A 17,219-nucleotide genomic window follows, 5' to 3' on the forward strand; every position below is an offset into this window, starting at 1 on the left:
GTGCTCAGACGAGAGCACCCAAATATTAACCTTCTAATTTTCATGCCTTTTATTTTTCATAACGATTATTTATCCCCAATGGCAATTAGCTAATCATTTGTTAAACTTATAGGCGTCAGCTGGCACAAGGAGAACATAATGAGTTTTATTAAAGAGTTTCGCGAATTTGCGATGCGCGGGAATGTGGTGGATTTGGCTGTGGGTGTCATTATTGGTGCGGCGTTCGGTAAGATCGTTTCATCATTAGTCGCCGACATTATTATGCCGCCGTTAGGACTGTTGATTGGAGGCATTGATTTCAAACAGTTCGCCTTCACCCTTCGGGAGGCTCAGGGCGATATCCCTGCGGTTGTAATGCACTATGGCGTATTCATTCAGAACGTATTTGATTTCGTGATCGTGGCATTTGCCATTTTCATGGCGATCAAACTTATCAACAGACTTAACCGTAAAAAAGAAGAACCGGCTGCTGCCCCGCCAGCACCAACTAAAGAAGAAGTCTTACTGACTGAAATTCGCGATCTGTTAAAAGAGCAGAACAACCGCGTTTAATCAGGCGACAGAAACAGAAAGGCCAGTGGTAAAAAAGCGATTAGCTTGCTTGCCACTGGCCTCCCAGTTACCCCGTTGTGCATGTTTACCTTTACGTAAATAACTCCCTTTTCCTTTCTTGTTCTTCTCAACACGCTGTCTGAAAAGCGGGTCGTGAAGCAATGCCTCAATGGCGTTATCCTTAATTTGTCCCTTAGTATGCTGATAGCGGCTCATCATTTCTCCTGAGCATAGTTAATGTCGGCGGGAGTCTAGTCCCTGGCTGATAAAAAATCAACAACCCTGAGTTTCACTACTGGCGCCCTGTTCAAGAGCTTCCAGTATTGAGCAATAAACACTGCTATGAGCGGTACCGCAGCACGCGTCATTTAACCTTTGCAGAGATCGCTGCATAGCTTGCAGCTCCTGAATGCGTCCTTCAACTTCATCCAGCCGGGCCTGAACGATGCTTTTAGATTCCTGACACGTATGATGTTCAGGATCGATACGGATCGACAGCAGTTCACGGATCGACTCCAGCGTGAAGCCGAGTTGCCGTGCATAGCGGATAAAACGAAGGCGTTGCAGGTCGTTATCCGTATAAAGGCGAAATCCACCTTCCGTTCTGACCTCATGATCGATCATCTGCTGCTTTTCGTAGTAGCGGATAGTATCCGGCGTTACGTTAGCAAGCTTCGCAAGTTCACCTATGCGGTACATGGCTACTCCTCGTTTATTTTTTGCATTAACCTTTCACTGTACTCACCATGCAAAAAGTCAGTATTCATTCCCGTCTGGCGCAGTTTTAGCTCGATGAGCGCCAACCGACGACTGATTTCGGAGTACCGCGGGTCATTCTTATGAATGCCTTTAAGCAGATCGGCAAGCTCGACGGCTTCATTGCGTTGCTGAAGTTCAGGCGGTAAACAACCTGCGTTTTTCAGTAAGCGATAACCGGCCCGTAATTCAGGGGGAATATGTGAATCATCGTCCAGAATCAGCGGCTCACCGCTGCCGGGAAGATTTTCGAACTCGCCTTTGTTTTGGGCATCGCAAATATGGCGTTCAGCCCACTGATCGAGCAACCACATAATGAACTCCAGGGGGTGAGCAGAAAAGATACAGACATTGTAGATAAGTGGAGATTCTGCGGATATAAAAAAACCCGCCGAGGCGGGTTTTTTTACGTTACTACAGATTACTCTGCAGCAGCTTCTGCTTTCTCTGAACGATCAACCAGCTCGATGTAAGCCATCGGCGCGTTGTCGCCTGCACGGAAGCCACACTTCAGAATGCGAGTGTAACCACCGGCACGGCTCGCGAAACGCGGGCCCAGTTCGTTAAACAGTTTTGCCACGATCTCGTTATCACGAGTACGGGCGAATGCCAGACGACGATTAGCAACGCTGTCAGTCTTGGCAAGAGTAATCAGCGGCTCAACTACGCGACGCAGCTCTTTCGCTTTAGGCAGGGTCGTCTTGATGATTTCATGACGAACCAGTGAACCTGCCATGTTGCGGAACATAGCCTGGCGATGGCTGCTGTTGCGGTTCAGTTGACGACCACTCTTACGATGGCGCATGACCTTATCCTTCTCAGTAAAACCTTAACCTGTGATCCGGTTACTCGTCAGCAATGCTTGCCGGTGGCCAGTTTTCCAGGCGCATGCCCAGAGACAGACCACGTGAAGCCAGCACGTCTTTAATCTCGGTAAGAGATTTTTTACCCAGGTTCGGCGTTTTCAGCAACTCAACCTCGGTACGCTGTACCAGATCACCGATATAGTGGATAGCTTCTGCCTTGAGGCAGTTAGCAGAGCGGACAGTCAATTCCAGATCGTCAACAGGGCGCAGCAGGATCGGATCGAATTCTGGTTTCTCTTCTTTCACTTCCGGCTGACGTACATCACGTAAGTCAACGAAAGCTTCCAGTTGTTCTGCCAGGATGGTTGCCGCACGACGAATCGCCTCTTCAGGATCGATTGTGCCATTGGTTTCCATTTCGATGACCAGCTTGTCCAGGTCGGTACGCTGTTCTACACGCGCTGCTTCAACATTGTAGGCAATACGCTCTACAGGGCTGTAACATGCGTCGACCAGCAGACGGCCGATTGGGCGCTCATCTTCTTCCGAATGAATTCGGGCAGAAGCCGGCACATAACCACGACCGCGCTGAACTTTGATACGCATGCTAATAGCTGCGTTCTCATCGGTCAGGTGGCAGATCACGTGCTGCGGCTTGACGATTTCAACATCACCGTCGTGGGTGATGTCGGCTGCAGTCACAGGGCCAATGCCAGATTTATTCAGAGTAAGAATAACTTCATCTTTACCCTGAACTCTCACCGCCAGCCCTTTCAGGTTGAGCAGGATTTCAAGGATATCTTCCTGAACGCCTTCTTTGGTGCTGTACTCATGAAGTACACCATCAATCTCAACCTCGGTCACCGCGCAACCCGGCATCGATGAGAGCAGAATACGGCGCAGTGCGTTACCCAGAGTATGGCCAAAGCCACGCTCTAAAGGCTCAAGGGTCACCTTGGCGTGCGTCGAACTCACTTGCTCGATATCTACCAGGCGCGGTTTTAGAAACTCTGTCACAGAACCCTGCATTGTGTCCTCTCTTTGGTACTAAGCTTTACTTGGAGTAAAGCTCGACGATCAGGTGTTCGTTAATGTCCGCAGACAGATCAGAACGTTCTGGCTGACGCTTGAACGTACCTTCCATCTTGCCAGCATCAACTTCCAGCCAGGTTGGCTTTTCACGCTGCTCAGCCAGCTCCAGAGCGGCTTTCACGCGAGATTGCTTTTTCGCTTTCTCACGAATGCTAACAACGTCATTCGCTTTAACCTGATAAGAAGCGATGTTAACAACACGACCGTTTACCATGATTGCTTTATGGCTAACCAGCTGGCGTGATTCAGCACGAGTCGCGCCGAAGCCCATACGGTATACAACGTTGTCCAGACGACCTTCCAGCAGAGCCAGCAGGTTTTCACCTGTGTTGCCTTTCAGACGTGCTGCTTCTTTATAGTAGTTACGGAACTGACGCTCCAGCACACCGTAGATACGGCGAACTTTTTGCTTTTCACGCAACTGCACACCATAGTCAGACAGACGCGGTTTACGCGCACCGTGCTGGCCAGGAGCTTGTTCAATTTTACACTTGGTATCGATCGCGCGAACGCCAGACTTAAGGAATAAGTCGGTGCCCTCACGACGGCTCAGCTTGAGCTTAGGACCCAAATATCTTGCCATTTTCTATCTCCAACTAACCTAAAAAACGAGCGTTATACGCGACGTTTTTTCGGCGGACGACAACCGTTATGAGGGATCGGAGTCACATCAGTAATATTCGTGATGCGGAAACCAGCGGCGTTCAGAGCGCGAACAGTAGATTCACGACCCGGACCCGGACCTTTAACCATAACTTCCAGATTCTTGATGCCGTATTCTTTTACGGCTTCAGCGCAACGCTCTGCTGCAACCTGAGCTGCGAACGGAGTGGATTTGCGAGAACCACGGAAACCGGAACCACCGGCTGTTGCCCAACCCAATGCGTTACCCTGACGATCAGTAATAGTAACGATGGTGTTGTTGAAAGAAGCATGGATATGAGCCACGCCGTCAGAGACTTGTTTTCTTACACGTTTACGTGCACGAACTGGTGCCTTTGCCATTATTCAATCACCCCGATTATTTCTTGATCGGTTTGCGCGGACCCTTACGGGTACGTGCGTTGGTCTTAGTACGCTGACCGCGCACTGGCAGACCACGACGATGACGCAAACCGCGATAGCAACCAAGATCCATCAGGCGCTTGATGCTCATGCTGATTTCACGGCGCAGATCACCTTCAACGACAAATTTGGCAACTTCGTCACGCAGCGTGTCGATTTGTTCTTCAGACAGCTCACTGATCTTAACATCTTCAGCGATACCCGCTGCAGCCAGAATGGCTTTAGAACGGGTCTTGCCGACGCCATAGATCGAAGTTAATGCGATCACAGCATGTTTCTGATCAGGAATGTTAATGCCTGCTATACGGGCCACTATGCACTCCTACTATTTAATATGTACGCACCATGCTGAAAAGCCCGTTTTCAGGATACTCAAATGGAAACGTACAGACATACAAAAGATTGGCTGGCTAATCTAGCCAGCTCAACCCAACTTTGCAAGAAAAATATGCGAAATAATCAGCCTTGGCGCTGTTTATGCTTCGGCTCGGCACTGCAAATCACACGGATGACACCATCACGCTTAACGATTTTGCAGTTACGGCATAATTTCTTGACGGAAGCACGAACTTTCATTTTTACTCTCCGTAACTTCTCAGGCGACCAGTTAGCGGCCGTAGCCTTTCAGGTTCGCCTTCTTCAATGCAGACTCATACTGACTGGACATCATCAGAGTTTGCACTTGAGCCATAAAGTCCATAATCACGACCACAACGATAAGCAGTGAGGTCCCACCGAAGTAGAACGGTACTTTCATTGCATCACGCATGAACTCCGGGATCAGGCAGATAAAAGTAATATAAAGCGCACCAACCAAAGTCAGGCGAGTCATTACTTTATCGATATACTTCGCCGTTTGCTCTCCCGGACGAATTCCTGGTACAAATGCACCGGACTTCTTCAGGTTATCTGCTGTTTCACGCGGGTTGAAGACCAACGCCGTGTAGAAGAAACAGAAGAAGATGATCGCAGACGCATAGAGTAACACATAAAGTGGTTGCCCAGGCTGCAAATACAGCGAAATTGTTGTCAGCCAGTTCCAACCAGTACCGCCCCCGAACCATGACGCGATGGTTGCCGGGAACAGAATAATACTGGAAGCGAAGATAGCCGGGATAACCCCCGCCATATTCACTTTCAGCGGTAAATGTGTGCTCTGTGCAGCATAGACACGACGACCCTGCTGACGTTTAGCGTAGTTCACCACAATGCGGCGTTGACCACGTTCAACGAAGACAACAAAGAACGTCACTGCAAATACTAATACTGCAACCAACAGCAACAGGAGGAAGTGCAGGTCGCCTTGACGCGCTTGCTCGATAGTATGGGCGATGGCCGGCGGGAGACCCGCAACGATACCGGCGAAGATAATGATTGAGATACCGTTACCGATACCTCGTTCAGTAATCTGTTCGCCGAGCCACATCAGGAACATGGTCCCTGTGACCAGACTTACAACAGCGGTGAAATAGAATGCAAAGCCTGGGTTTAATACCAGGCCCTGCATACCAGGCATATTCGGAAGACCGGTAGCAATACCGATCGACTGGAATATTGCCAGCACCAGAGTGCCGTAACGGGTGTACTGGCTAATCTTACGACGTCCAGACTCCCCTTCTTTCTTCAACTCTGCCAGGGCCGGATGAACGACCGTCAGCAGCTGGATAATAATCGATGCCGAAATATACGGCATAATACCCAGTGCGAAAATAGAAGCACGGCTGAGAGCACCACCAGAGAACATGTTGAACATTTCAATGATGGTGCCTCGCTGTTGCTCAAGCAGTTTGGCAAGTACAGCGGCATCAATACCAGGGATCGGAATAAAAGAGCCAATACGGAACACAATCAGCGCGCCGATTACAAACAGCAGTCTGCGTTTCAGCTCGCCAAATCCACCTTTGGCACTTTGAAAATCTAATCCCGGTTGCTTAGCCATCTGCTACTTATTCCTCAATTTTACCGCCAGCAGCTTCGATAGCAGCACGAGCACCTTTAGTAACACGCAGGCCACGAACAGTTACCGGAGTAGAAACTTCACCAGCCAGGATCACTTTCGCGAACTCGATCTGGATACCGATAATGTTAGCCGCTTTCAGCGTGTTCAGGTCTACAACGCCGCCTTCAACTTTCGCCAGGTCAGACAGACGGATTTCCGCTGTGATCGCTGCTTTGCGAGAGGTGAAGCCGAACTTCGGCAGACGACGGTACAGTGGCATCTGGCCACCCTCGAAACCGCGACGTACGCCACCGCCAGAACGAGAGTTCTGACCTTTGTGACCACGACCACCGGTTTTGCCGAGGCCAGAACCGATACCACGACCCAGGCGTTTACCCGCCTTTTTAGAGCCTTCGGCCGGAGACAGAGTATTTAAACGCATCTCTTACTCCTCAACTTTAACCATGAAGTAAACCGCGTTGACCATACCACGAACAGCAGGAGTATCCTCGCGCTCAACGGTATGACCAATACGACGCAGACCCAGGCCAAGCAGCGTTGCCTTGTGTTTCGGCAGACGACCGATTGCACTGCGGGTTTGAGTGATTTTAATAGTCTTTGCCATGGTCAATTACCCCAGAATTTCTTCAACGGATTTACCACGCTTGGCAGCGACCATTTCTGGAGAATTCATATTTTCCAGGCCATCAATAGTTGCACGAACCACGTTGATCGGGTTGGTGGAACCATATGCTTTAGCCAGAACGTTATGAACTCCAGCAACTTCCAGAACGGCGCGCATTGCACCACCGGCGATGATACCGGTACCTTCGGAAGCTGGCTGCATGAATACACGAGAACCCGTGTGAACACCTTTAACTGGGTGTTGCAGGGTACCGTTGTTCAGCGCGACGTTAATCATATTGCGACGGGCTTTTTCCATCGCTTTCTGGATCGCTGCTGGAACTTCACGCGCTTTACCGTAACCAAAACCAACGCGACCGTTACCATCACCCACTACAGTCAGAGCTGTGAAGGAGAAAATACGACCACCTTTAACGGTTTTAGATACGCGGTTTACCGCGATCAGCTTTTCCTGCAGTTCGCCAGCCTGTTTTTCGATGTGAGCCATCTTACACCTCTACCTTAGAACTGAAGGCCAGCTTCACGGGCAGCATCTGCCAGTGCCTGGACACGACCATGATATTGGAACCCGGAACGGTCAAAGGAAACATTGCTGATGCCTTTTTCCAGAGCGCGTTCAGCGACAGCTTTACCTACAGCTGCTGCGGCGTCTTTGTTACCGGTATACTTCAATTGTTCTGAGATAGCTTTTTCTACAGTAGAAGCAGCTACCAGAACTTCAGAACCGTTCGGTGCAATTACCTGTGCGTAAATATGACGCGGGGTACGATGTACCACCAGGCGAGTTGCACCCAGCTCTTTGAGCTTGCGGCGTGCGCGGGTCGCACGACGGATACGAGCAGATTTCTTATCCATAGTGTTACCTTACTTCTTCTTAGCCTCTTTGGTACGCACGACTTCGTCGGCGTAACGAACACCCTTGCCTTTATAAGGCTCAGGACGACGGTAGGCGCGCAGATCTGCTGCAACCTGACCGATCAGCTGTTTATCAGCGCCTTTCAGCACGATTTCAGTCTGAGTCGGGCATTCTGCAGTGATACCGGCCGGCAGCGGATGCTCAACAGGGTGTGAGAAGCCCAGAGACAGGCCTACTGCATTCCCTTTGATAGCTGCACGATAACCTACACCAACCAGCTGAAGCTTTTTAGTGAAGCCTTCGGTAACACCAACAACCATTGAGTTCAGCAGGGCACGCGCGGTACCAGCCTGAGCCCATCCATCCACGAAACCATCACGTGGACCGAAGGTCAGAGCGTTATCTGCATGTTTAACTTCAACAGCATTGTTGAGGGTACGAGTCAGCTCGCCGTTTTTACCTTTGATCGTAATAACCTGACCGTCGATTTTTACATCAACGCCGGCAGGAATAACGACCGGTGCTTTAGCAACACGAGACATTCTTTCCTCCGATTAGGCTACGTAGCAGATAATTTCGCCACCAAGACCAGCCTGGCGCGCTGCACGATCAGTCATAACACCTTTAGAGGTAGAAACAACTGCGATACCAAGACCAGCCATTACTTTTGGCAGCTCATCTTTTTTCTTATAGATGCGCAGGCCTGGGCGGCTGACACGCTGAATGCTTTCTACAACAGCTTTACCCTGGAAATACTTGAGAGTAAGTTCCAGTTCCGGCTTGGTGTCGCCTTCAACTTTAAAATCTTCGATAAAACCTTCTTCCTTCAGCACGTTGGCAATTGCCACTTTCAGCTTGGCGGAAGGCATGGTGACCGCAACTTTGTTCGCGGCCTGACCGTTACGGATACGGGTCAGCATATCCGCGATCGGATCTTGCATGCTCATCTGTCTTTACTCCCGTGATTCAATTGGTAATTACCAGCTAGCCTTTTTCAAGCCTGGCACTTCACCGCGCATGGCGGCTTCACGCAGTTTGATACGGCTCAACCCAAACTTGCCCACATAACCATGTGGACGACCTGTTTGACGACAGCGGTTACGCTGACGAGACGGGCTGGAATCACGCGGCAGAGACTGCAGCTTGAGAACCGCATTCCAACGATCTTCGTCGGAAGCGTTCACATCAGAAATGATCGCTTTCAGTTCAGCGCGTTTAGCGAAGAATTTATCAGCTAAAGCTACGCGCTTTACTTCGCGTGCTTTCATTGATTGCTTAGCCATTCAGTAACCCTACCTTACTTGCGGAACGGGAAGTCAAAGGCAGCCAGCAGAGCACGGCCTTCTTCATCAGATTTCGCAGTAGTGGTAATGGTAATATCCAAACCACGCACGCGGTCGACTTTATCGTAGTCGATTTCTGGGAAGATGATCTGCTCACGGACACCCATGCTGTAGTTACCACGACCGTCGAAAGACTTAGCGGACAAGCCACGGAAGTCACGGATACGTGGAACAGCAATAGTGATCAGGCGCTCAAGGAACTCCCACATGCGTTCGCCACGCAGAGTTACTTTACAGCCGATCGGATAGCCCTGACGGATTTTGAAGCCTGCAACAGATTTGCGTGCTTTGGTGATCAGCGGTTTTTGACCGGAGATTGCTGTCAGGTCAGCTGCTGCGTTATCCAGCAGTTTCTTGTCAGCGATCGCTTCACCAACACCCATGTTCAGGGTGATCTTCTCGACCCGAGGGACTTGCATGACAGAATTGTAGTTAAACTCAGTCATGAGTTTGTTAACTACTTCGTCTTTGTAGTAATCATGCAGTTTCGCCATCGTACTACTCCAAATTACTTGATAGTTTCGCTGTTAGATTTGAAGAAACGGACTTTTTTACCGTCTTCGAATCTAAAGCCTACACGGTCAGCCTTGCCGGTAGCCGCATTGAAGATTGCAACGTTAGAAACCTGAATAGCAGCTTCTTTTTCAACGATGCCGCCTGGTTGGTTCAGGGCCGGAACCGGCTTCTGATGTTTCTTAACCAGGTTGATACCTTCAACGACAAGTTTGCCGGAAGACAGAACATTTTTTACTTTACCGCGTTTACCTTTATCTTTACCGGTTAACACGATAACTTCGTCATCACGACGGATTTTCGCTGCCATGATTCGCTCCTTAGAGTACTTCTGGTGCCAGAGAGATAATTTTCATGAACTTCTCAGTACGAAGTTCACGAGTTACCGGCCCAAAGATACGCGTGCCGATAGGCTGCTCGCTGTTATTGTTTAAAATAACGCATGCATTACCATCGAAGCGAATGACAGAACCGTCAGGGCGACGAACACCCTTCTTGGTGCGCACCACTACCGCCTTCAGCACATCACCTTTTTTGACCTTACCACGTGGAATTGCTTCCTTGATGGTGATCTTGATGATGTCGCCTACGCCTGCGTAGCGACGGTGCGAGCCACCCAGAACCTTGATACACATTACGCGACGTGCACCGGAGTTGTCGGCGACGTTCAGCATAGTCTGTTCTTGGATCATTTTAGTGCTCCGCTAATGTCAACTACTACCTGAGACTCTAAAATCAGAGCCGTTAAAAAGCCCCATATCGAGGGCGCGGCATTATAACACCGCTACTGCAATATGGGTAGAAAAAATAAACGGCTCATCGCTGAGCCGTTTATTCGTATTGAGAATGCGTACTCTATTACAGAACCGCTTTCTCTACAACGCGAACCAGCGTCCAGGACTTAGTCTTGGACAGTGGACGGCATTCACGGATTTCAACCTTGTCGCCGATACCACATTCGTTGTTCTCGTCATGTACGTGCAGTTTGGTCGTACGCTTGATGAATTTACCGTAGATCGGGTGTTTCACAAAACGTTCGATAGCTACAACAATGGATTTCTCCATTTTATCGCTAACAACACGACCTTGCAGAGTACGGATTTTATCGGTCATTACGCACCCGCCTTCTGAGTCAGTAAAGTCTTAACGCGCGCAACATTGCGACGCACTTGCTTCAGCAGGTGAGTCTGTTGCAGCTGGCCACTTGCAGCCTGCATACGCAGGTTGAACTGCTCACGCAGCAGGTTCAGCAGCTCAGCGTTCAGCTCTTCAACGCTTTTTTCACGCAGCTCTTTTGCTTTCATTACATCACCGTCTTAGTTACAAAGGTGGTTTTGATAGGCAGTTTCGCTGCTGCCAGGCCGAAGGCTTCACGGGCCAGCTCTTCCGGAACACCGTCCATTTCATAAAGGACTTTGCCCGGTTGGATCAAGGCAACCCAGTACTCCACGTTACCTTTACCTTTACCCATACGAACTTCCAGTGGCTTCTCGGTGATCGGTTTGTCCGGGAATACACGGATCCAGATCTTACCTTGACGCTTAACTGCACGGGTCATTGCACGACGTGCTGCTTCGATCTGACGTGCAGTCAGACGACCACGGCCAACAGCTTTCAGACCGAAAGTGCCGAAGCTAACATCCGTACCCTGCGCCAGACCACGGTTGCGGCCTTTGTGCACTTTACGGAATTTTGTACGCTTTGGTTGTAACATCAGCGACGCTCCTTATTTACGGCCTTTACGCTGCTGCTTTTTAGGTTGAGCAGCCGGTTTTTCCGGTTGTTCAACAGCAGCCATACCACCCAGGATCTCACCTTTGAAGATCCATACCTTAACGCCGATTACACCGTAAGTGGTGTGCGCTTCAGAGGTGTTGTAGTCGATGTCAGCACGCAGAGTGTGCAGCGGTACGCGACCTTCGCGGTACCATTCGGTACGTGCGATTTCCGCGCCGCCCAGACGGCCGCTAACTTCAACTTTGATACCTTTAGCGCCCAGACGCATTGCGTTCTGTACAGCACGCTTCATAGCACGACGGAACATAACGCGACGTTCCAGCTGAGAAGTGATGCTGTCAGCAACCAATTTAGCGTCCAGTTCAGGCTTACGAACTTCAGCGATATTGATCTGTGCAGGAACGCCAGCGATATCCGCTACGACCTTGCGCAGTTTTTCTACGTCTTCGCCTTTCTTACCGATAACGATGCCAGGGCGAGCAGTGTGAATAGTCACACGGATGCTCTTAGCTGGACGCTCGATAACGATACGAGATACAGACGCTTTAGCCAGTTCCTTAGTCAGGTACTGACGTACTTTAAAATCGCTGTCCAGGTTGTCAGCGAATTCTTTGGTGTTCGCAAACCAGGTAGAGTTCCATGGTTTTACAATACCCAGGCGAATACCATTAGGATGTACTTTCTGACCCATTGCTAGTCTCCAGAGTCTCAGCGATCGGACACAACCACAGTAATGTGGCTGGTGCGCTTCAGGATGCGATCTGCACGACCTTTCGCACGCGGCATAATGCGCTTCATGCTTGGGCCTTCATCTACGAAAATTTTCGCGACTTTCAGATCGTCGATGTCAGCGCCATCGTTGTGTTCAGCGTTAGCAATGGCAGATTCCAGTACTTTCTTGACCAATACCGCAGCTTTCTTGTTGGTATAGGTCAGGATGTCCAGGGCCTGCGACACTTTCTTACCGCGAATCAGGTCAGCAACAAGGCGAACCTTCTGTGCAGAAGAACGAGCATGGCGATGTTGAGCTAAAGTTTCCATCTCTTCCTCCTACCTTATTTCTTCTTCGCTTTTTTATCAGCAGCGTGGCCGCGATAAGTACGAGTCGGTGCGAATTCACCCAGTTTGTGACCAACCATTTCGTCGGTAACAAAGACTGGAACGTGCTGACGACCATTATGGACAGCGATGGTCAAACCGATCATGTTAGGAAAGATCGTTGAACGACGGGACCAAGTGCGCAGGGGCTTCTTGTCTCCGCTTTCCACCGCTTTCTCTACCTTCTTCAGCAAGTGCAGGTCAATAAAAGGACCTTTCTTGAGAGAACGTGGCATGGCTTATCCTCTAAAATTATTTGCTACGGCGACGTACGATAAATTTATCAGTACGCTTGTTGCTGCGGGTCTTCTTACCTTTGGTCTGAACGCCCCACGGAGTTACCGGGTGCTTACCAAAGTTACGACCTTCACCACCACCATGTGGGTGGTCGACTGGGTTCATCGCAGTACCGCGAACGGTAGGACGAACACCACGCCAGCGTGCAGCACCAGCTTTACCCAGAACGCGCAGCATATGCTCAGCATTGCCAACTTCGCCCAGAGTAGCGCGGCAGTCTGCTTCGACTTTACGCATTTCACCAGAACGCAGACGCAGGGTGACATAAGCACCGTCACGCGCAACGATCTGAACGTAAGTACCCGCGGAACGCGCCAGCTGACCGCCTTTACCTGGTTTCATTTCTACGTTATGAACGGTAGAACCAACCGGGATATTGCGCATCGGCAGGGTGTTGCCTGCTTTGATTGCAGCATCAACGCCAGACTGAATCTGGTCGCCAGCTTTCAGGCCTTTAGGGGCCAGGATGTAACGGCGTTCGCCATCTTTGTACAGAACCAGCGCGATGTTCGCGGAACGGTTCGGATCGTACTCAAGACGCTCAACAACTGCTGGGATACCGTCTTTGTTGCGTTTGAAGTCAACAATACGATAAGCCTGCTTGTGGCCACCACCGATGTGACGAGTGGTGATACGGCCATTGTTGTTACGACCACCGGATTTGCTGTTTTTTTCCAGCAACGGAGCAAAAGGTTTGCCCTTGTGCAGCTCAGGGTTAACCACTTTAACTACGTGGCGACGACCCGGAGATGTCGGTTTACATTTAACAACTGCCATTGTATTACTCCTCCGACTTACTCAGCGCCGCCAACGAAGTCCAGGTTCTGGCCTTCTTTCAGGGTGACGTAAGCTTTTTTCCAGTCGCTACGACGACCGATACGCTGTCCGTGACGTTTAACTTTCCCTTTAACTACCAGGGTGTTAACGACTTCGACTTCGACTTCAAACAGTTTCTGCACAGCAGCTTTGATCTCTGCTTTGGTCGCGTCTTTAGCAACTTTGAGAACGATGGTGTTTGTTTTTTCCATCGCAGTAGACGCTTTTTCAGAAACGTGCGGTGCGCGCAGCACCTTCAGCAGACGTTCTTCACGAATCATGCCAGCATCTCCTCAACTTGCTTAACAGCATCAGCAGTCATTACGACTTTGTCGAAGGCGATCAGGCTAACCGGGTCGATACCAGTCGCGTCGCGTACGTCAACCTTGTGCAGGTTACGCGCGGCCAGGAACAGGTTCTCGTCCAGCTCACCGGTGATGATCAGCACATCTTCCAGAGCCATGTCTTTCAGTTTCTGTGCCAGCAGCTTAGTTTTAGGCGCTTCAACAGAGAACTTCTCGACAACGATCAGACGATCCTGACGTACCAGTTCGGACAGAATGCTTTTCAGCGCGCCGCGGTACATCTTTTTGTTAACTTTTTGACTGTGGTCCTGTGGACGCGCAGCGAAGGTCACGCCACCTGAACGCCAGATCGGGCTCTTGATAGAACCTGAACGCGCACGGCCGGTACCTTTCTGGCGCCATGGCTTTTTGCCTGAACCAGTTACTTCAGCACGAGTCTTCTGAGCACGAGTACCCTGACGAGCACCAGCTGCATAAGCAACAACAACCTGGTGAACCAGCGCTTCGTTGAAATCACGACCGAAGGTAGTTTCGGAAACAGTCAGCGCGCTCTGCGCGTCTTTCAATACTAATTCCATTGCTATCCCCTTACGCCTTCACAGCTGGTTTAACGATCAGGTCGCTACCGGTTGCACCCGGGACCGCACCTTTAACCAGCAGCAGGTTGCGCTCAGCGTCAACACGTACTACGTCCAGGCTCTGAACGGTTACACGTTCGTTGCCCAGCTGACCTGCCATTTTCTTGCCTTTGAACACTTTGCCCGGAGTCTGGTTCTGACCGATAGAACCCGGAACGCGGTGAGACAAGGAGTTACCGTGAGTAGCGTCCTGGGTACGGAAGTTCCAGCGCTTAACGGTACCAGCAAAACCTTTACCTTTAGAGGTACCGGTTACGTCAACTTTTTTAACGTCAGCAAACAGCTCAACGCTAATGTCCTGACCTACGGTGAACTCTTCGCCTTCAGCAAGACGGAATTCCCACAGACCACGGCCAGCTTCAACGCCAGCTTTAGCGAAGTGACCCGCTTCTGGTTTGGTTACACGGTTAGCTTTTTTAGCACCAGTGGTAACCTGAATAGCGCGGTAGCCATCGTTAGCCAGATCTTTAACCTGAGTAACGCGGTTTGCTTCAACTTCGATTACGGTTACTGGGATAGAAACGCCATCTTCAGTGAAGATGCGGGTCATACCCACTTTTTTACCGACTAAACCAATCATTGTTTCAACCTCTCAATCGCTCGATGACCTGATTAACCCAGGCTGATCTGCACGTCTACACCGGCAGCCAGATCCAGACGCATCAGAGCATCAACGGTTTTCTCAGTTGGCTCAACGATGTCAACCAGACGCTTGTGAGTGCGGATTTCGTACTGATCACGCGCATCTTTGTTAACGTGCGGAGAGATCAGAACGGTAAAGCGCTCTTTGCGGGTCGGCAGCGGGATCGGACCACGGACTTGCGCACCAGTGCGCTTAGCAGTCTCGACGATTTCCGCGGTTGATTGATCGATCAGACGATGATCAAACGCTTTAAGGCGGATACGGATTCTTTGGTTCTGCATGAGACCAGAGCTCCAATTATTTTATAAACGAAAATGATTACTCCTCAAACCCATTACGATTGATGGGAGAGTGTAACCGTTCTTACGTAGCTCCCCAATTGGGAGCATTGTTGAGTAACAAAGTGAGCTACTCTGGTTCAGATTGAACCCGCCGTCAATTACGACAAGCCCGCGCATTATACGTAAATCAGAGAAAGACGCAAGTGCCGTTTAGAAATTAAGCGCCAAAGACGTACTATACGTAAGGCCGCGCAATTTTTTATGCAAAGTATCCCTTCTCAACTCTATGTCTGAAGCCGCTACGCATTTGCTGTTTTTACACATTGCCGGGCATGCAGATTATTACGAGTATGCGCTCAAACCATTTTGAGGCTCTCGCTATGCTACTGTCCCTCCCCTTTCTGCTGATCTATTTTGCGTTATCGGCCTTGCTTGTTCGCACCGATATTCGCACGGGGCTTCTTCCCGATAAATTTCTTTGCCCGCTGCTGTGGACGGGCCTGCTCTACCAGCTTTGTCTCCATCCTGATTTTTTGCCGAGCGCGGTAGTGGGTGCGATGACAGGATACGCCGGATTCGCCATTATCTATTGGGGATACCGGCTCATCTGCCGACGTGAAGGGATGGGATATGGCGACATAAAATATTTGGCGGCGCTGGGGGCATGGCATGGCTGGTGTGTACTACCAATACTGGCATTAGTGGCCGCGTTAATGGCTCTGCTGTATCTGGTTGCTTTCTCGTTGTTTACCCCTGATAAGCAGGCATTAAAAAACCCACTGCCTTTTGGGCCATTTCTGGCGGCAGCGGGTTTATGCGTTGGCTGGGAAAGCCTGATTAACTTTCCACTTTGATCTGAGACTGAAGGTAGTTCTGTAGGCCAATTTTGCTAATGAGATCCAGTTCGGTCTCAAGCCAGTCGATGTGCCCTTCTTCATCGGCCAGGATCTGGATCATCATATCGCGGCTGACGTAGTCATGTACGCTGTCCGCATAGGCAATGGCTTCACGCAGATCTTTTGCACCCTCCAGCTCCAGCCGGAGATCAGAACGCAGCATCTCTTCGACATCTTCTCCGATGCCCAGTTTTCCGAGATCCTGTAGGTTAGGAATGCCTTCGAGGAATAAAATACGCTCAATGTATTTATCGGCGTGTTTCATTTCATCAATGGACTCATGGTATTCAACATCGTTGAGGCGAGTCAGTCCCCAGTTTTTAAACATTCTTGCATGGAGAAAATACTGATTGATTGCGACAAGCTCATTTCCCAATAATTTATTGAGATAACTTATGATTTTAACATCACCTTTCATTATATAGTCCCTCCGCTTCCACTCATTGAAGCGTAGATCGGGCTACGGGGATGTCAAAAAAAAGATAGAGGCTTACGCGATCTCTTTGAATTCCGGGATCTGCATCAGTTCGTCCTGCATGATCTCCCGCGCTGCGCGAACGCATTTACCGCATTGATTTCCCACCGGAACAAACTTGCGAAGCTGCTGGAAAGATTGTGGTTGAAACTGGCGAACGGCCTGACGAATTTTTTTGTCGCTTACACCATTACATAAACAAACGTACATAAAGACTCCCGTTCAAAATATGCGCAAAGTGTAAGTGAGAATGGTTATGATTACAATAGCGCGGGCGTCGGAATACGTGGCGGGAGAAAGCAAAAAATGCGAATTTTTATGACAATGCCCCAACGGCAGAAAACAAAAAAGGACGCCGGAGCGTCCTTTTTATTTCAGGGATAATTAATTAGCCCAGAACTTTAGCAACAACGCCCGCGCCAACGGTACGGCCGCCTTCACGGATTGCGAAACGCAGACCGTCGTC

The 17,219-nt window shown here is 49.9% G+C and carries 36 protein-coding genes; 2 read left to right on the forward strand and 34 right to left on the reverse strand.

From position 1 onward, the window contains the following. The first annotated feature begins 138 nt into the window (after positions 1-138). Positions 139-552, forward strand: a complete 414-nt coding sequence (gene mscL / locus ACOTYH_RS21485) for a large-conductance mechanosensitive channel protein MscL (protein WP_003863335.1) — start codon at positions 139-141, stop codon at positions 550-552. Here the strand turns inward: mscL and ACOTYH_RS21490 are convergent, their stop codons facing one another. The 31 genes from ACOTYH_RS21490 to rpsJ all read right to left on the reverse strand — a co-directional run bounded on the left by ACOTYH_RS21490 (position 553) and on the right by rpsJ (position 15,382). Continuing rightward, complete coding sequence (locus ACOTYH_RS21490; RefSeq protein WP_017383729.1) at positions 553-768, reverse strand: alternative ribosome-rescue factor A; 216 nt, start codon at positions 766-768, stop codon at positions 553-555. A 57-nt stretch (positions 769-825) separates the two neighbouring features. Next, a complete protein-coding gene (zntR, locus tag ACOTYH_RS21495; protein ID WP_003863328.1) occupies positions 826-1,251 on the reverse strand; it encodes a Zn(2+)-responsive transcriptional regulator in 426 nt (141 codons plus the stop codon). Positions 1,252-1,253: 2 nt separating this feature from the next. After that, the gene (locus ACOTYH_RS21500) at positions 1,254-1,622 is read right to left on the reverse strand and encodes a DUF1992 domain-containing protein (protein ID WP_023295520.1); all 369 of its coding nucleotides are present in this window, start codon (positions 1,620-1,622) and stop codon (positions 1,254-1,256) included. Between the two features lie 107 nt (positions 1,623-1,729). Continuing rightward, entirely contained in the window at positions 1,730-2,113 is a 384-nt protein-coding gene (rplQ, locus tag ACOTYH_RS21505; protein WP_001216368.1) for a 50S ribosomal protein L17, read from the reverse strand. A 40-nt stretch (positions 2,114-2,153) separates the two neighbouring features. After that, positions 2,154-3,143: a DNA-directed RNA polymerase subunit alpha gene (locus tag ACOTYH_RS21510; protein ID WP_002919219.1), complete on the reverse strand. Its 990-nt coding sequence runs from the start codon at positions 3,141-3,143 to the stop codon at positions 2,154-2,156. Between the two features lie 25 nt (positions 3,144-3,168). After that, positions 3,169-3,789 (reverse strand): 30S ribosomal protein S4, encoded by a 621-nt coding sequence (gene rpsD / locus ACOTYH_RS21515; protein WP_003863314.1) that lies wholly within the window; start codon positions 3,787-3,789, stop codon positions 3,169-3,171. 32 nt (positions 3,790-3,821) lie between these two features. Further along, positions 3,822-4,211 (reverse strand): 30S ribosomal protein S11, encoded by a 390-nt coding sequence (gene rpsK / locus ACOTYH_RS21520; RefSeq protein ID WP_003863312.1) that lies wholly within the window; start codon positions 4,209-4,211, stop codon positions 3,822-3,824. A gap of 16 nt (positions 4,212-4,227) precedes the next feature. Continuing rightward, entirely contained in the window at positions 4,228-4,584 is a 357-nt protein-coding gene (gene rpsM, locus ACOTYH_RS21525; protein WP_003863308.1) for a 30S ribosomal protein S13, read from the reverse strand. Between the two features lie 146 nt (positions 4,585-4,730). Beyond that, positions 4,731-4,847 (reverse strand): 50S ribosomal protein L36, encoded by a 117-nt coding sequence (rpmJ, locus tag ACOTYH_RS21530; protein WP_000868187.1) that lies wholly within the window; start codon positions 4,845-4,847, stop codon positions 4,731-4,733. Positions 4,848-4,878: 31 nt separating this feature from the next. Beyond that, entirely contained in the window at positions 4,879-6,210 is a 1,332-nt protein-coding gene (gene secY, locus ACOTYH_RS21535; protein ID WP_003863305.1) for a preprotein translocase subunit SecY, read from the reverse strand. Between the two features lie 7 nt (positions 6,211-6,217). After that, positions 6,218-6,652, reverse strand: coding sequence for a 50S ribosomal protein L15 (gene rplO / locus ACOTYH_RS21540; RefSeq protein ID WP_003863304.1), 435 nt, complete (start codon positions 6,650-6,652; stop codon positions 6,218-6,220). Between the two features lie 3 nt (positions 6,653-6,655). Beyond that, entirely contained in the window at positions 6,656-6,835 is a 180-nt protein-coding gene (gene rpmD / locus ACOTYH_RS21545; RefSeq protein WP_003863301.1) for a 50S ribosomal protein L30, read from the reverse strand. A gap of 6 nt (positions 6,836-6,841) precedes the next feature. Continuing rightward, positions 6,842-7,342 (reverse strand): 30S ribosomal protein S5, encoded by a 501-nt coding sequence (rpsE, locus tag ACOTYH_RS21550; protein WP_003863299.1) that lies wholly within the window; start codon positions 7,340-7,342, stop codon positions 6,842-6,844. A 14-nt stretch (positions 7,343-7,356) separates the two neighbouring features. Continuing rightward, the gene (gene rplR, locus ACOTYH_RS21555) at positions 7,357-7,710 is read right to left on the reverse strand and encodes a 50S ribosomal protein L18 (protein ID WP_003863297.1); all 354 of its coding nucleotides are present in this window, start codon (positions 7,708-7,710) and stop codon (positions 7,357-7,359) included. Positions 7,711-7,719: 9 nt separating this feature from the next. Further along, the gene (gene rplF / locus ACOTYH_RS21560; protein ID WP_006178917.1) at positions 7,720-8,253 is read right to left on the reverse strand and encodes a 50S ribosomal protein L6; all 534 of its coding nucleotides are present in this window, start codon (positions 8,251-8,253) and stop codon (positions 7,720-7,722) included. A gap of 12 nt (positions 8,254-8,265) precedes the next feature. Next, positions 8,266-8,658 (reverse strand): 30S ribosomal protein S8, encoded by a 393-nt coding sequence (gene rpsH, locus ACOTYH_RS21565; protein ID WP_006178918.1) that lies wholly within the window; start codon positions 8,656-8,658, stop codon positions 8,266-8,268. Positions 8,659-8,688: 30 nt separating this feature from the next. Further along, positions 8,689-8,994: a 30S ribosomal protein S14 gene (gene rpsN, locus ACOTYH_RS21570; RefSeq protein WP_003863291.1), complete on the reverse strand. Its 306-nt coding sequence runs from the start codon at positions 8,992-8,994 to the stop codon at positions 8,689-8,691. Positions 8,995-9,008: 14 nt separating this feature from the next. After that, positions 9,009-9,548, reverse strand: a complete 540-nt coding sequence (gene rplE, locus ACOTYH_RS21575; RefSeq protein WP_003863290.1) for a 50S ribosomal protein L5 — start codon at positions 9,546-9,548, stop codon at positions 9,009-9,011. Between the two features lie 14 nt (positions 9,549-9,562). Next, complete coding sequence (gene rplX / locus ACOTYH_RS21580; protein WP_003863287.1) at positions 9,563-9,877, reverse strand: 50S ribosomal protein L24; 315 nt, start codon at positions 9,875-9,877, stop codon at positions 9,563-9,565. A 10-nt stretch (positions 9,878-9,887) separates the two neighbouring features. After that, on the reverse strand, positions 9,888-10,259 hold the full coding sequence (gene rplN, locus ACOTYH_RS21585; RefSeq protein ID WP_002919748.1) for a 50S ribosomal protein L14: 372 nt from the start codon (positions 10,257-10,259) through the stop codon (positions 9,888-9,890). Between the two features lie 166 nt (positions 10,260-10,425). Further along, positions 10,426-10,680: a 30S ribosomal protein S17 gene (gene rpsQ, locus ACOTYH_RS21590; protein ID WP_002438707.1), complete on the reverse strand. Its 255-nt coding sequence runs from the start codon at positions 10,678-10,680 to the stop codon at positions 10,426-10,428. Beyond that, positions 10,680-10,871, reverse strand: coding sequence for a 50S ribosomal protein L29 (rpmC, locus tag ACOTYH_RS21595; protein ID WP_003863282.1), 192 nt, complete (start codon positions 10,869-10,871; stop codon positions 10,680-10,682). Before rpmC ends, rpsQ begins: the two co-directional genes overlap by 1 nt. Beyond that, positions 10,871-11,281, reverse strand: coding sequence for a 50S ribosomal protein L16 (rplP, locus tag ACOTYH_RS21600; protein WP_002919759.1), 411 nt, complete (start codon positions 11,279-11,281; stop codon positions 10,871-10,873). The genes rpmC and rplP overlap by 1 nt, the downstream gene beginning before the upstream one ends. 12 nt (positions 11,282-11,293) lie before the next feature. Further along, positions 11,294-11,995 (reverse strand): 30S ribosomal protein S3, encoded by a 702-nt coding sequence (rpsC, locus tag ACOTYH_RS21605; protein WP_000529945.1) that lies wholly within the window; start codon positions 11,993-11,995, stop codon positions 11,294-11,296. A gap of 17 nt (positions 11,996-12,012) precedes the next feature. Then, a complete protein-coding gene (gene rplV / locus ACOTYH_RS21610; RefSeq protein WP_002919773.1) occupies positions 12,013-12,345 on the reverse strand; it encodes a 50S ribosomal protein L22 in 333 nt (110 codons plus the stop codon). A gap of 14 nt (positions 12,346-12,359) precedes the next feature. After that, positions 12,360-12,638, reverse strand: coding sequence for a 30S ribosomal protein S19 (gene rpsS, locus ACOTYH_RS21615; protein WP_001138117.1), 279 nt, complete (start codon positions 12,636-12,638; stop codon positions 12,360-12,362). A 16-nt stretch (positions 12,639-12,654) separates the two neighbouring features. Continuing rightward, positions 12,655-13,476: a 50S ribosomal protein L2 gene (rplB, locus tag ACOTYH_RS21620; protein WP_000301859.1), complete on the reverse strand. Its 822-nt coding sequence runs from the start codon at positions 13,474-13,476 to the stop codon at positions 12,655-12,657. A 17-nt stretch (positions 13,477-13,493) separates the two neighbouring features. After that, positions 13,494-13,796: a 50S ribosomal protein L23 gene (rplW, locus tag ACOTYH_RS21625; RefSeq protein ID WP_000617546.1), complete on the reverse strand. Its 303-nt coding sequence runs from the start codon at positions 13,794-13,796 to the stop codon at positions 13,494-13,496. After that, positions 13,793-14,398 carry a 50S ribosomal protein L4 gene (gene rplD / locus ACOTYH_RS21630; protein ID WP_000424395.1) on the reverse strand — a complete coding sequence of 202 codons (606 nt, stop codon included), beginning with the start codon at positions 14,396-14,398 and terminating at the stop codon, positions 13,793-13,795. The genes rplW and rplD overlap by 4 nt, the downstream gene beginning before the upstream one ends. A 10-nt stretch (positions 14,399-14,408) precedes the next feature. Beyond that, positions 14,409-15,038 carry a 50S ribosomal protein L3 gene (gene rplC, locus ACOTYH_RS21635; RefSeq protein WP_003863274.1) on the reverse strand — a complete coding sequence of 210 codons (630 nt, stop codon included), beginning with the start codon at positions 15,036-15,038 and terminating at the stop codon, positions 14,409-14,411. A gap of 32 nt (positions 15,039-15,070) precedes the next feature. Beyond that, positions 15,071-15,382, reverse strand: coding sequence for a 30S ribosomal protein S10 (gene rpsJ / locus ACOTYH_RS21640; protein WP_001181005.1), 312 nt, complete (start codon positions 15,380-15,382; stop codon positions 15,071-15,073). Between the two features lie 380 nt (positions 15,383-15,762). Here rpsJ and ACOTYH_RS21645 point away from each other — a divergent pair, with 380 nt between their 5' ends. Beyond that, positions 15,763-16,236 carry a prepilin peptidase gene (locus ACOTYH_RS21645; RefSeq protein ID WP_017383731.1) on the forward strand — a complete coding sequence of 158 codons (474 nt, stop codon included), beginning with the start codon at positions 15,763-15,765 and terminating at the stop codon, positions 16,234-16,236. Here ACOTYH_RS21645 and bfr read toward each other — a convergent pair. The 3 genes from bfr to ACOTYH_RS21660 form a co-directional block, all read right to left on the reverse strand. Further along, on the reverse strand, positions 16,220-16,696 hold the full coding sequence (gene bfr, locus ACOTYH_RS21650) for a bacterioferritin (protein WP_003863270.1): 477 nt from the start codon (positions 16,694-16,696) through the stop codon (positions 16,220-16,222). The two genes, ACOTYH_RS21645 and bfr, sit on opposite strands and share 17 nt — an antisense overlap. Positions 16,697-16,768: 72 nt before the next feature. After that, the gene (gene bfd, locus ACOTYH_RS21655; RefSeq protein WP_003863268.1) at positions 16,769-16,963 is read right to left on the reverse strand and encodes a bacterioferritin-associated ferredoxin; all 195 of its coding nucleotides are present in this window, start codon (positions 16,961-16,963) and stop codon (positions 16,769-16,771) included. Positions 16,964-17,141: 178 nt separating this feature from the next. Then, on the reverse strand, positions 17,142-17,219 hold a 78-nt coding region (locus ACOTYH_RS21660), incomplete at its 5' end, for a hypothetical protein (protein ID WP_001184434.1).

The organism is Enterobacter cloacae complex sp. SHL001, from assembly GCF_049236825.1.
Lineage (GTDB): Bacteria > Pseudomonadota > Gammaproteobacteria > Enterobacterales > Enterobacteriaceae > Enterobacter > Enterobacter hormaechei_C.

Excerpts from the sequence above, each read along its gene's own strand:
- rpmD (WP_003863301.1), bottom strand. The coding sequence starts at position 6,835 with ATGGCAAAGACTATTAAAATCACTCAAACCCGCAGTGCAATCGGTCGT.
- rpsQ (WP_002438707.1), bottom strand. The coding sequence starts at position 10,680 with ATGACCGATAAAATCCGTACTCTGCAAGGTCGTGTTGTTAGCGATAAA.
- rpsE (WP_003863299.1), bottom strand. The coding sequence starts at position 7,342 with ATGGCTCACATCGAAAAACAGGCTGGCGAACTGCAGGAAAAGCTGATC.
- rpsC (WP_000529945.1), bottom strand. The coding sequence starts at position 11,995 with ATGGGTCAGAAAGTACATCCTAATGGTATTCGCCTGGGTATTGTAAAA.
- rplQ (WP_001216368.1), bottom strand. The coding sequence starts at position 2,113 with ATGCGCCATCGTAAGAGTGGTCGTCAACTGAACCGCAACAGCAGCCAT.
- mscL (WP_003863335.1), top strand. The coding sequence starts at position 139 with ATGAGTTTTATTAAAGAGTTTCGCGAATTTGCGATGCGCGGGAATGTG.
- bfr (WP_003863270.1), bottom strand. The coding sequence starts at position 16,696 with ATGAAAGGTGATGTTAAAATCATAAGTTATCTCAATAAATTATTGGGA.
- bfd (WP_003863268.1), bottom strand. The coding sequence starts at position 16,963 with ATGTACGTTTGTTTATGTAATGGTGTAAGCGACAAAAAAATTCGTCAG.
- rpmJ (WP_000868187.1), bottom strand. The coding sequence starts at position 4,847 with ATGAAAGTTCGTGCTTCCGTCAAGAAATTATGCCGTAACTGCAAAATC.
- rplR (WP_003863297.1), bottom strand. The coding sequence starts at position 7,710 with ATGGATAAGAAATCTGCTCGTATCCGTCGTGCGACCCGCGCACGCCGC.
- rpsN (WP_003863291.1), bottom strand. The coding sequence starts at position 8,994 with ATGGCTAAGCAATCAATGAAAGCACGCGAAGTAAAGCGCGTAGCTTTA.
- ACOTYH_RS21645 (WP_017383731.1), top strand. The coding sequence starts at position 15,763 with ATGCTACTGTCCCTCCCCTTTCTGCTGATCTATTTTGCGTTATCGGCC.
- ACOTYH_RS21500 (WP_023295520.1), bottom strand. The coding sequence starts at position 1,622 with ATGTGGTTGCTCGATCAGTGGGCTGAACGCCATATTTGCGATGCCCAA.
- ACOTYH_RS21510 (WP_002919219.1), bottom strand. The coding sequence starts at position 3,143 with ATGCAGGGTTCTGTGACAGAGTTTCTAAAACCGCGCCTGGTAGATATC.
- rplW (WP_000617546.1), bottom strand. The coding sequence starts at position 13,796 with ATGATTCGTGAAGAACGTCTGCTGAAGGTGCTGCGCGCACCGCACGTT.
- rpsK (WP_003863312.1), bottom strand. The coding sequence starts at position 4,211 with ATGGCAAAGGCACCAGTTCGTGCACGTAAACGTGTAAGAAAACAAGTC.
- rplV (WP_002919773.1), bottom strand. The coding sequence starts at position 12,345 with ATGGAAACTTTAGCTCAACATCGCCATGCTCGTTCTTCTGCACAGAAG.
- rplD (WP_000424395.1), bottom strand. The coding sequence starts at position 14,398 with ATGGAATTAGTATTGAAAGACGCGCAGAGCGCGCTGACTGTTTCCGAA.
- rplP (WP_002919759.1), bottom strand. The coding sequence starts at position 11,281 with ATGTTACAACCAAAGCGTACAAAATTCCGTAAAGTGCACAAAGGCCGC.
- rpmC (WP_003863282.1), bottom strand. The coding sequence starts at position 10,871 with ATGAAAGCAAAAGAGCTGCGTGAAAAAAGCGTTGAAGAGCTGAACGCT.
- rpsJ (WP_001181005.1), bottom strand. The coding sequence starts at position 15,382 with ATGCAGAACCAAAGAATCCGTATCCGCCTTAAAGCGTTTGATCATCGT.
- secY (WP_003863305.1), bottom strand. The coding sequence starts at position 6,210 with ATGGCTAAGCAACCGGGATTAGATTTTCAAAGTGCCAAAGGTGGATTT.
- rpsS (WP_001138117.1), bottom strand. The coding sequence starts at position 12,638 with ATGCCACGTTCTCTCAAGAAAGGTCCTTTTATTGACCTGCACTTGCTG.
- rplC (WP_003863274.1), bottom strand. The coding sequence starts at position 15,038 with ATGATTGGTTTAGTCGGTAAAAAAGTGGGTATGACCCGCATCTTCACT.
- rplX (WP_003863287.1), bottom strand. The coding sequence starts at position 9,877 with ATGGCAGCGAAAATCCGTCGTGATGACGAAGTTATCGTGTTAACCGGT.
- rplF (WP_006178917.1), bottom strand. The coding sequence starts at position 8,253 with ATGTCTCGTGTTGCTAAAGCACCGGTCGTTATTCCTGCCGGCGTTGAT.
- rplE (WP_003863290.1), bottom strand. The coding sequence starts at position 9,548 with ATGGCGAAACTGCATGATTACTACAAAGACGAAGTAGTTAACAAACTC.
- rpsD (WP_003863314.1), bottom strand. The coding sequence starts at position 3,789 with ATGGCAAGATATTTGGGTCCTAAGCTCAAGCTGAGCCGTCGTGAGGGC.
- rplB (WP_000301859.1), bottom strand. The coding sequence starts at position 13,476 with ATGGCAGTTGTTAAATGTAAACCGACATCTCCGGGTCGTCGCCACGTA.
- rpsH (WP_006178918.1), bottom strand. The coding sequence starts at position 8,658 with ATGAGCATGCAAGATCCGATCGCGGATATGCTGACCCGTATCCGTAAC.
- rplN (WP_002919748.1), bottom strand. The coding sequence starts at position 10,259 with ATGATCCAAGAACAGACTATGCTGAACGTCGCCGACAACTCCGGTGCA.
- ACOTYH_RS21490 (WP_017383729.1), bottom strand. The coding sequence starts at position 768 with ATGAGCCGCTATCAGCATACTAAGGGACAAATTAAGGATAACGCCATT.
- zntR (WP_003863328.1), bottom strand. The coding sequence starts at position 1,251 with ATGTACCGCATAGGTGAACTTGCGAAGCTTGCTAACGTAACGCCGGAT.
- rplO (WP_003863304.1), bottom strand. The coding sequence starts at position 6,652 with ATGCGTTTAAATACTCTGTCTCCGGCCGAAGGCTCTAAAAAGGCGGGT.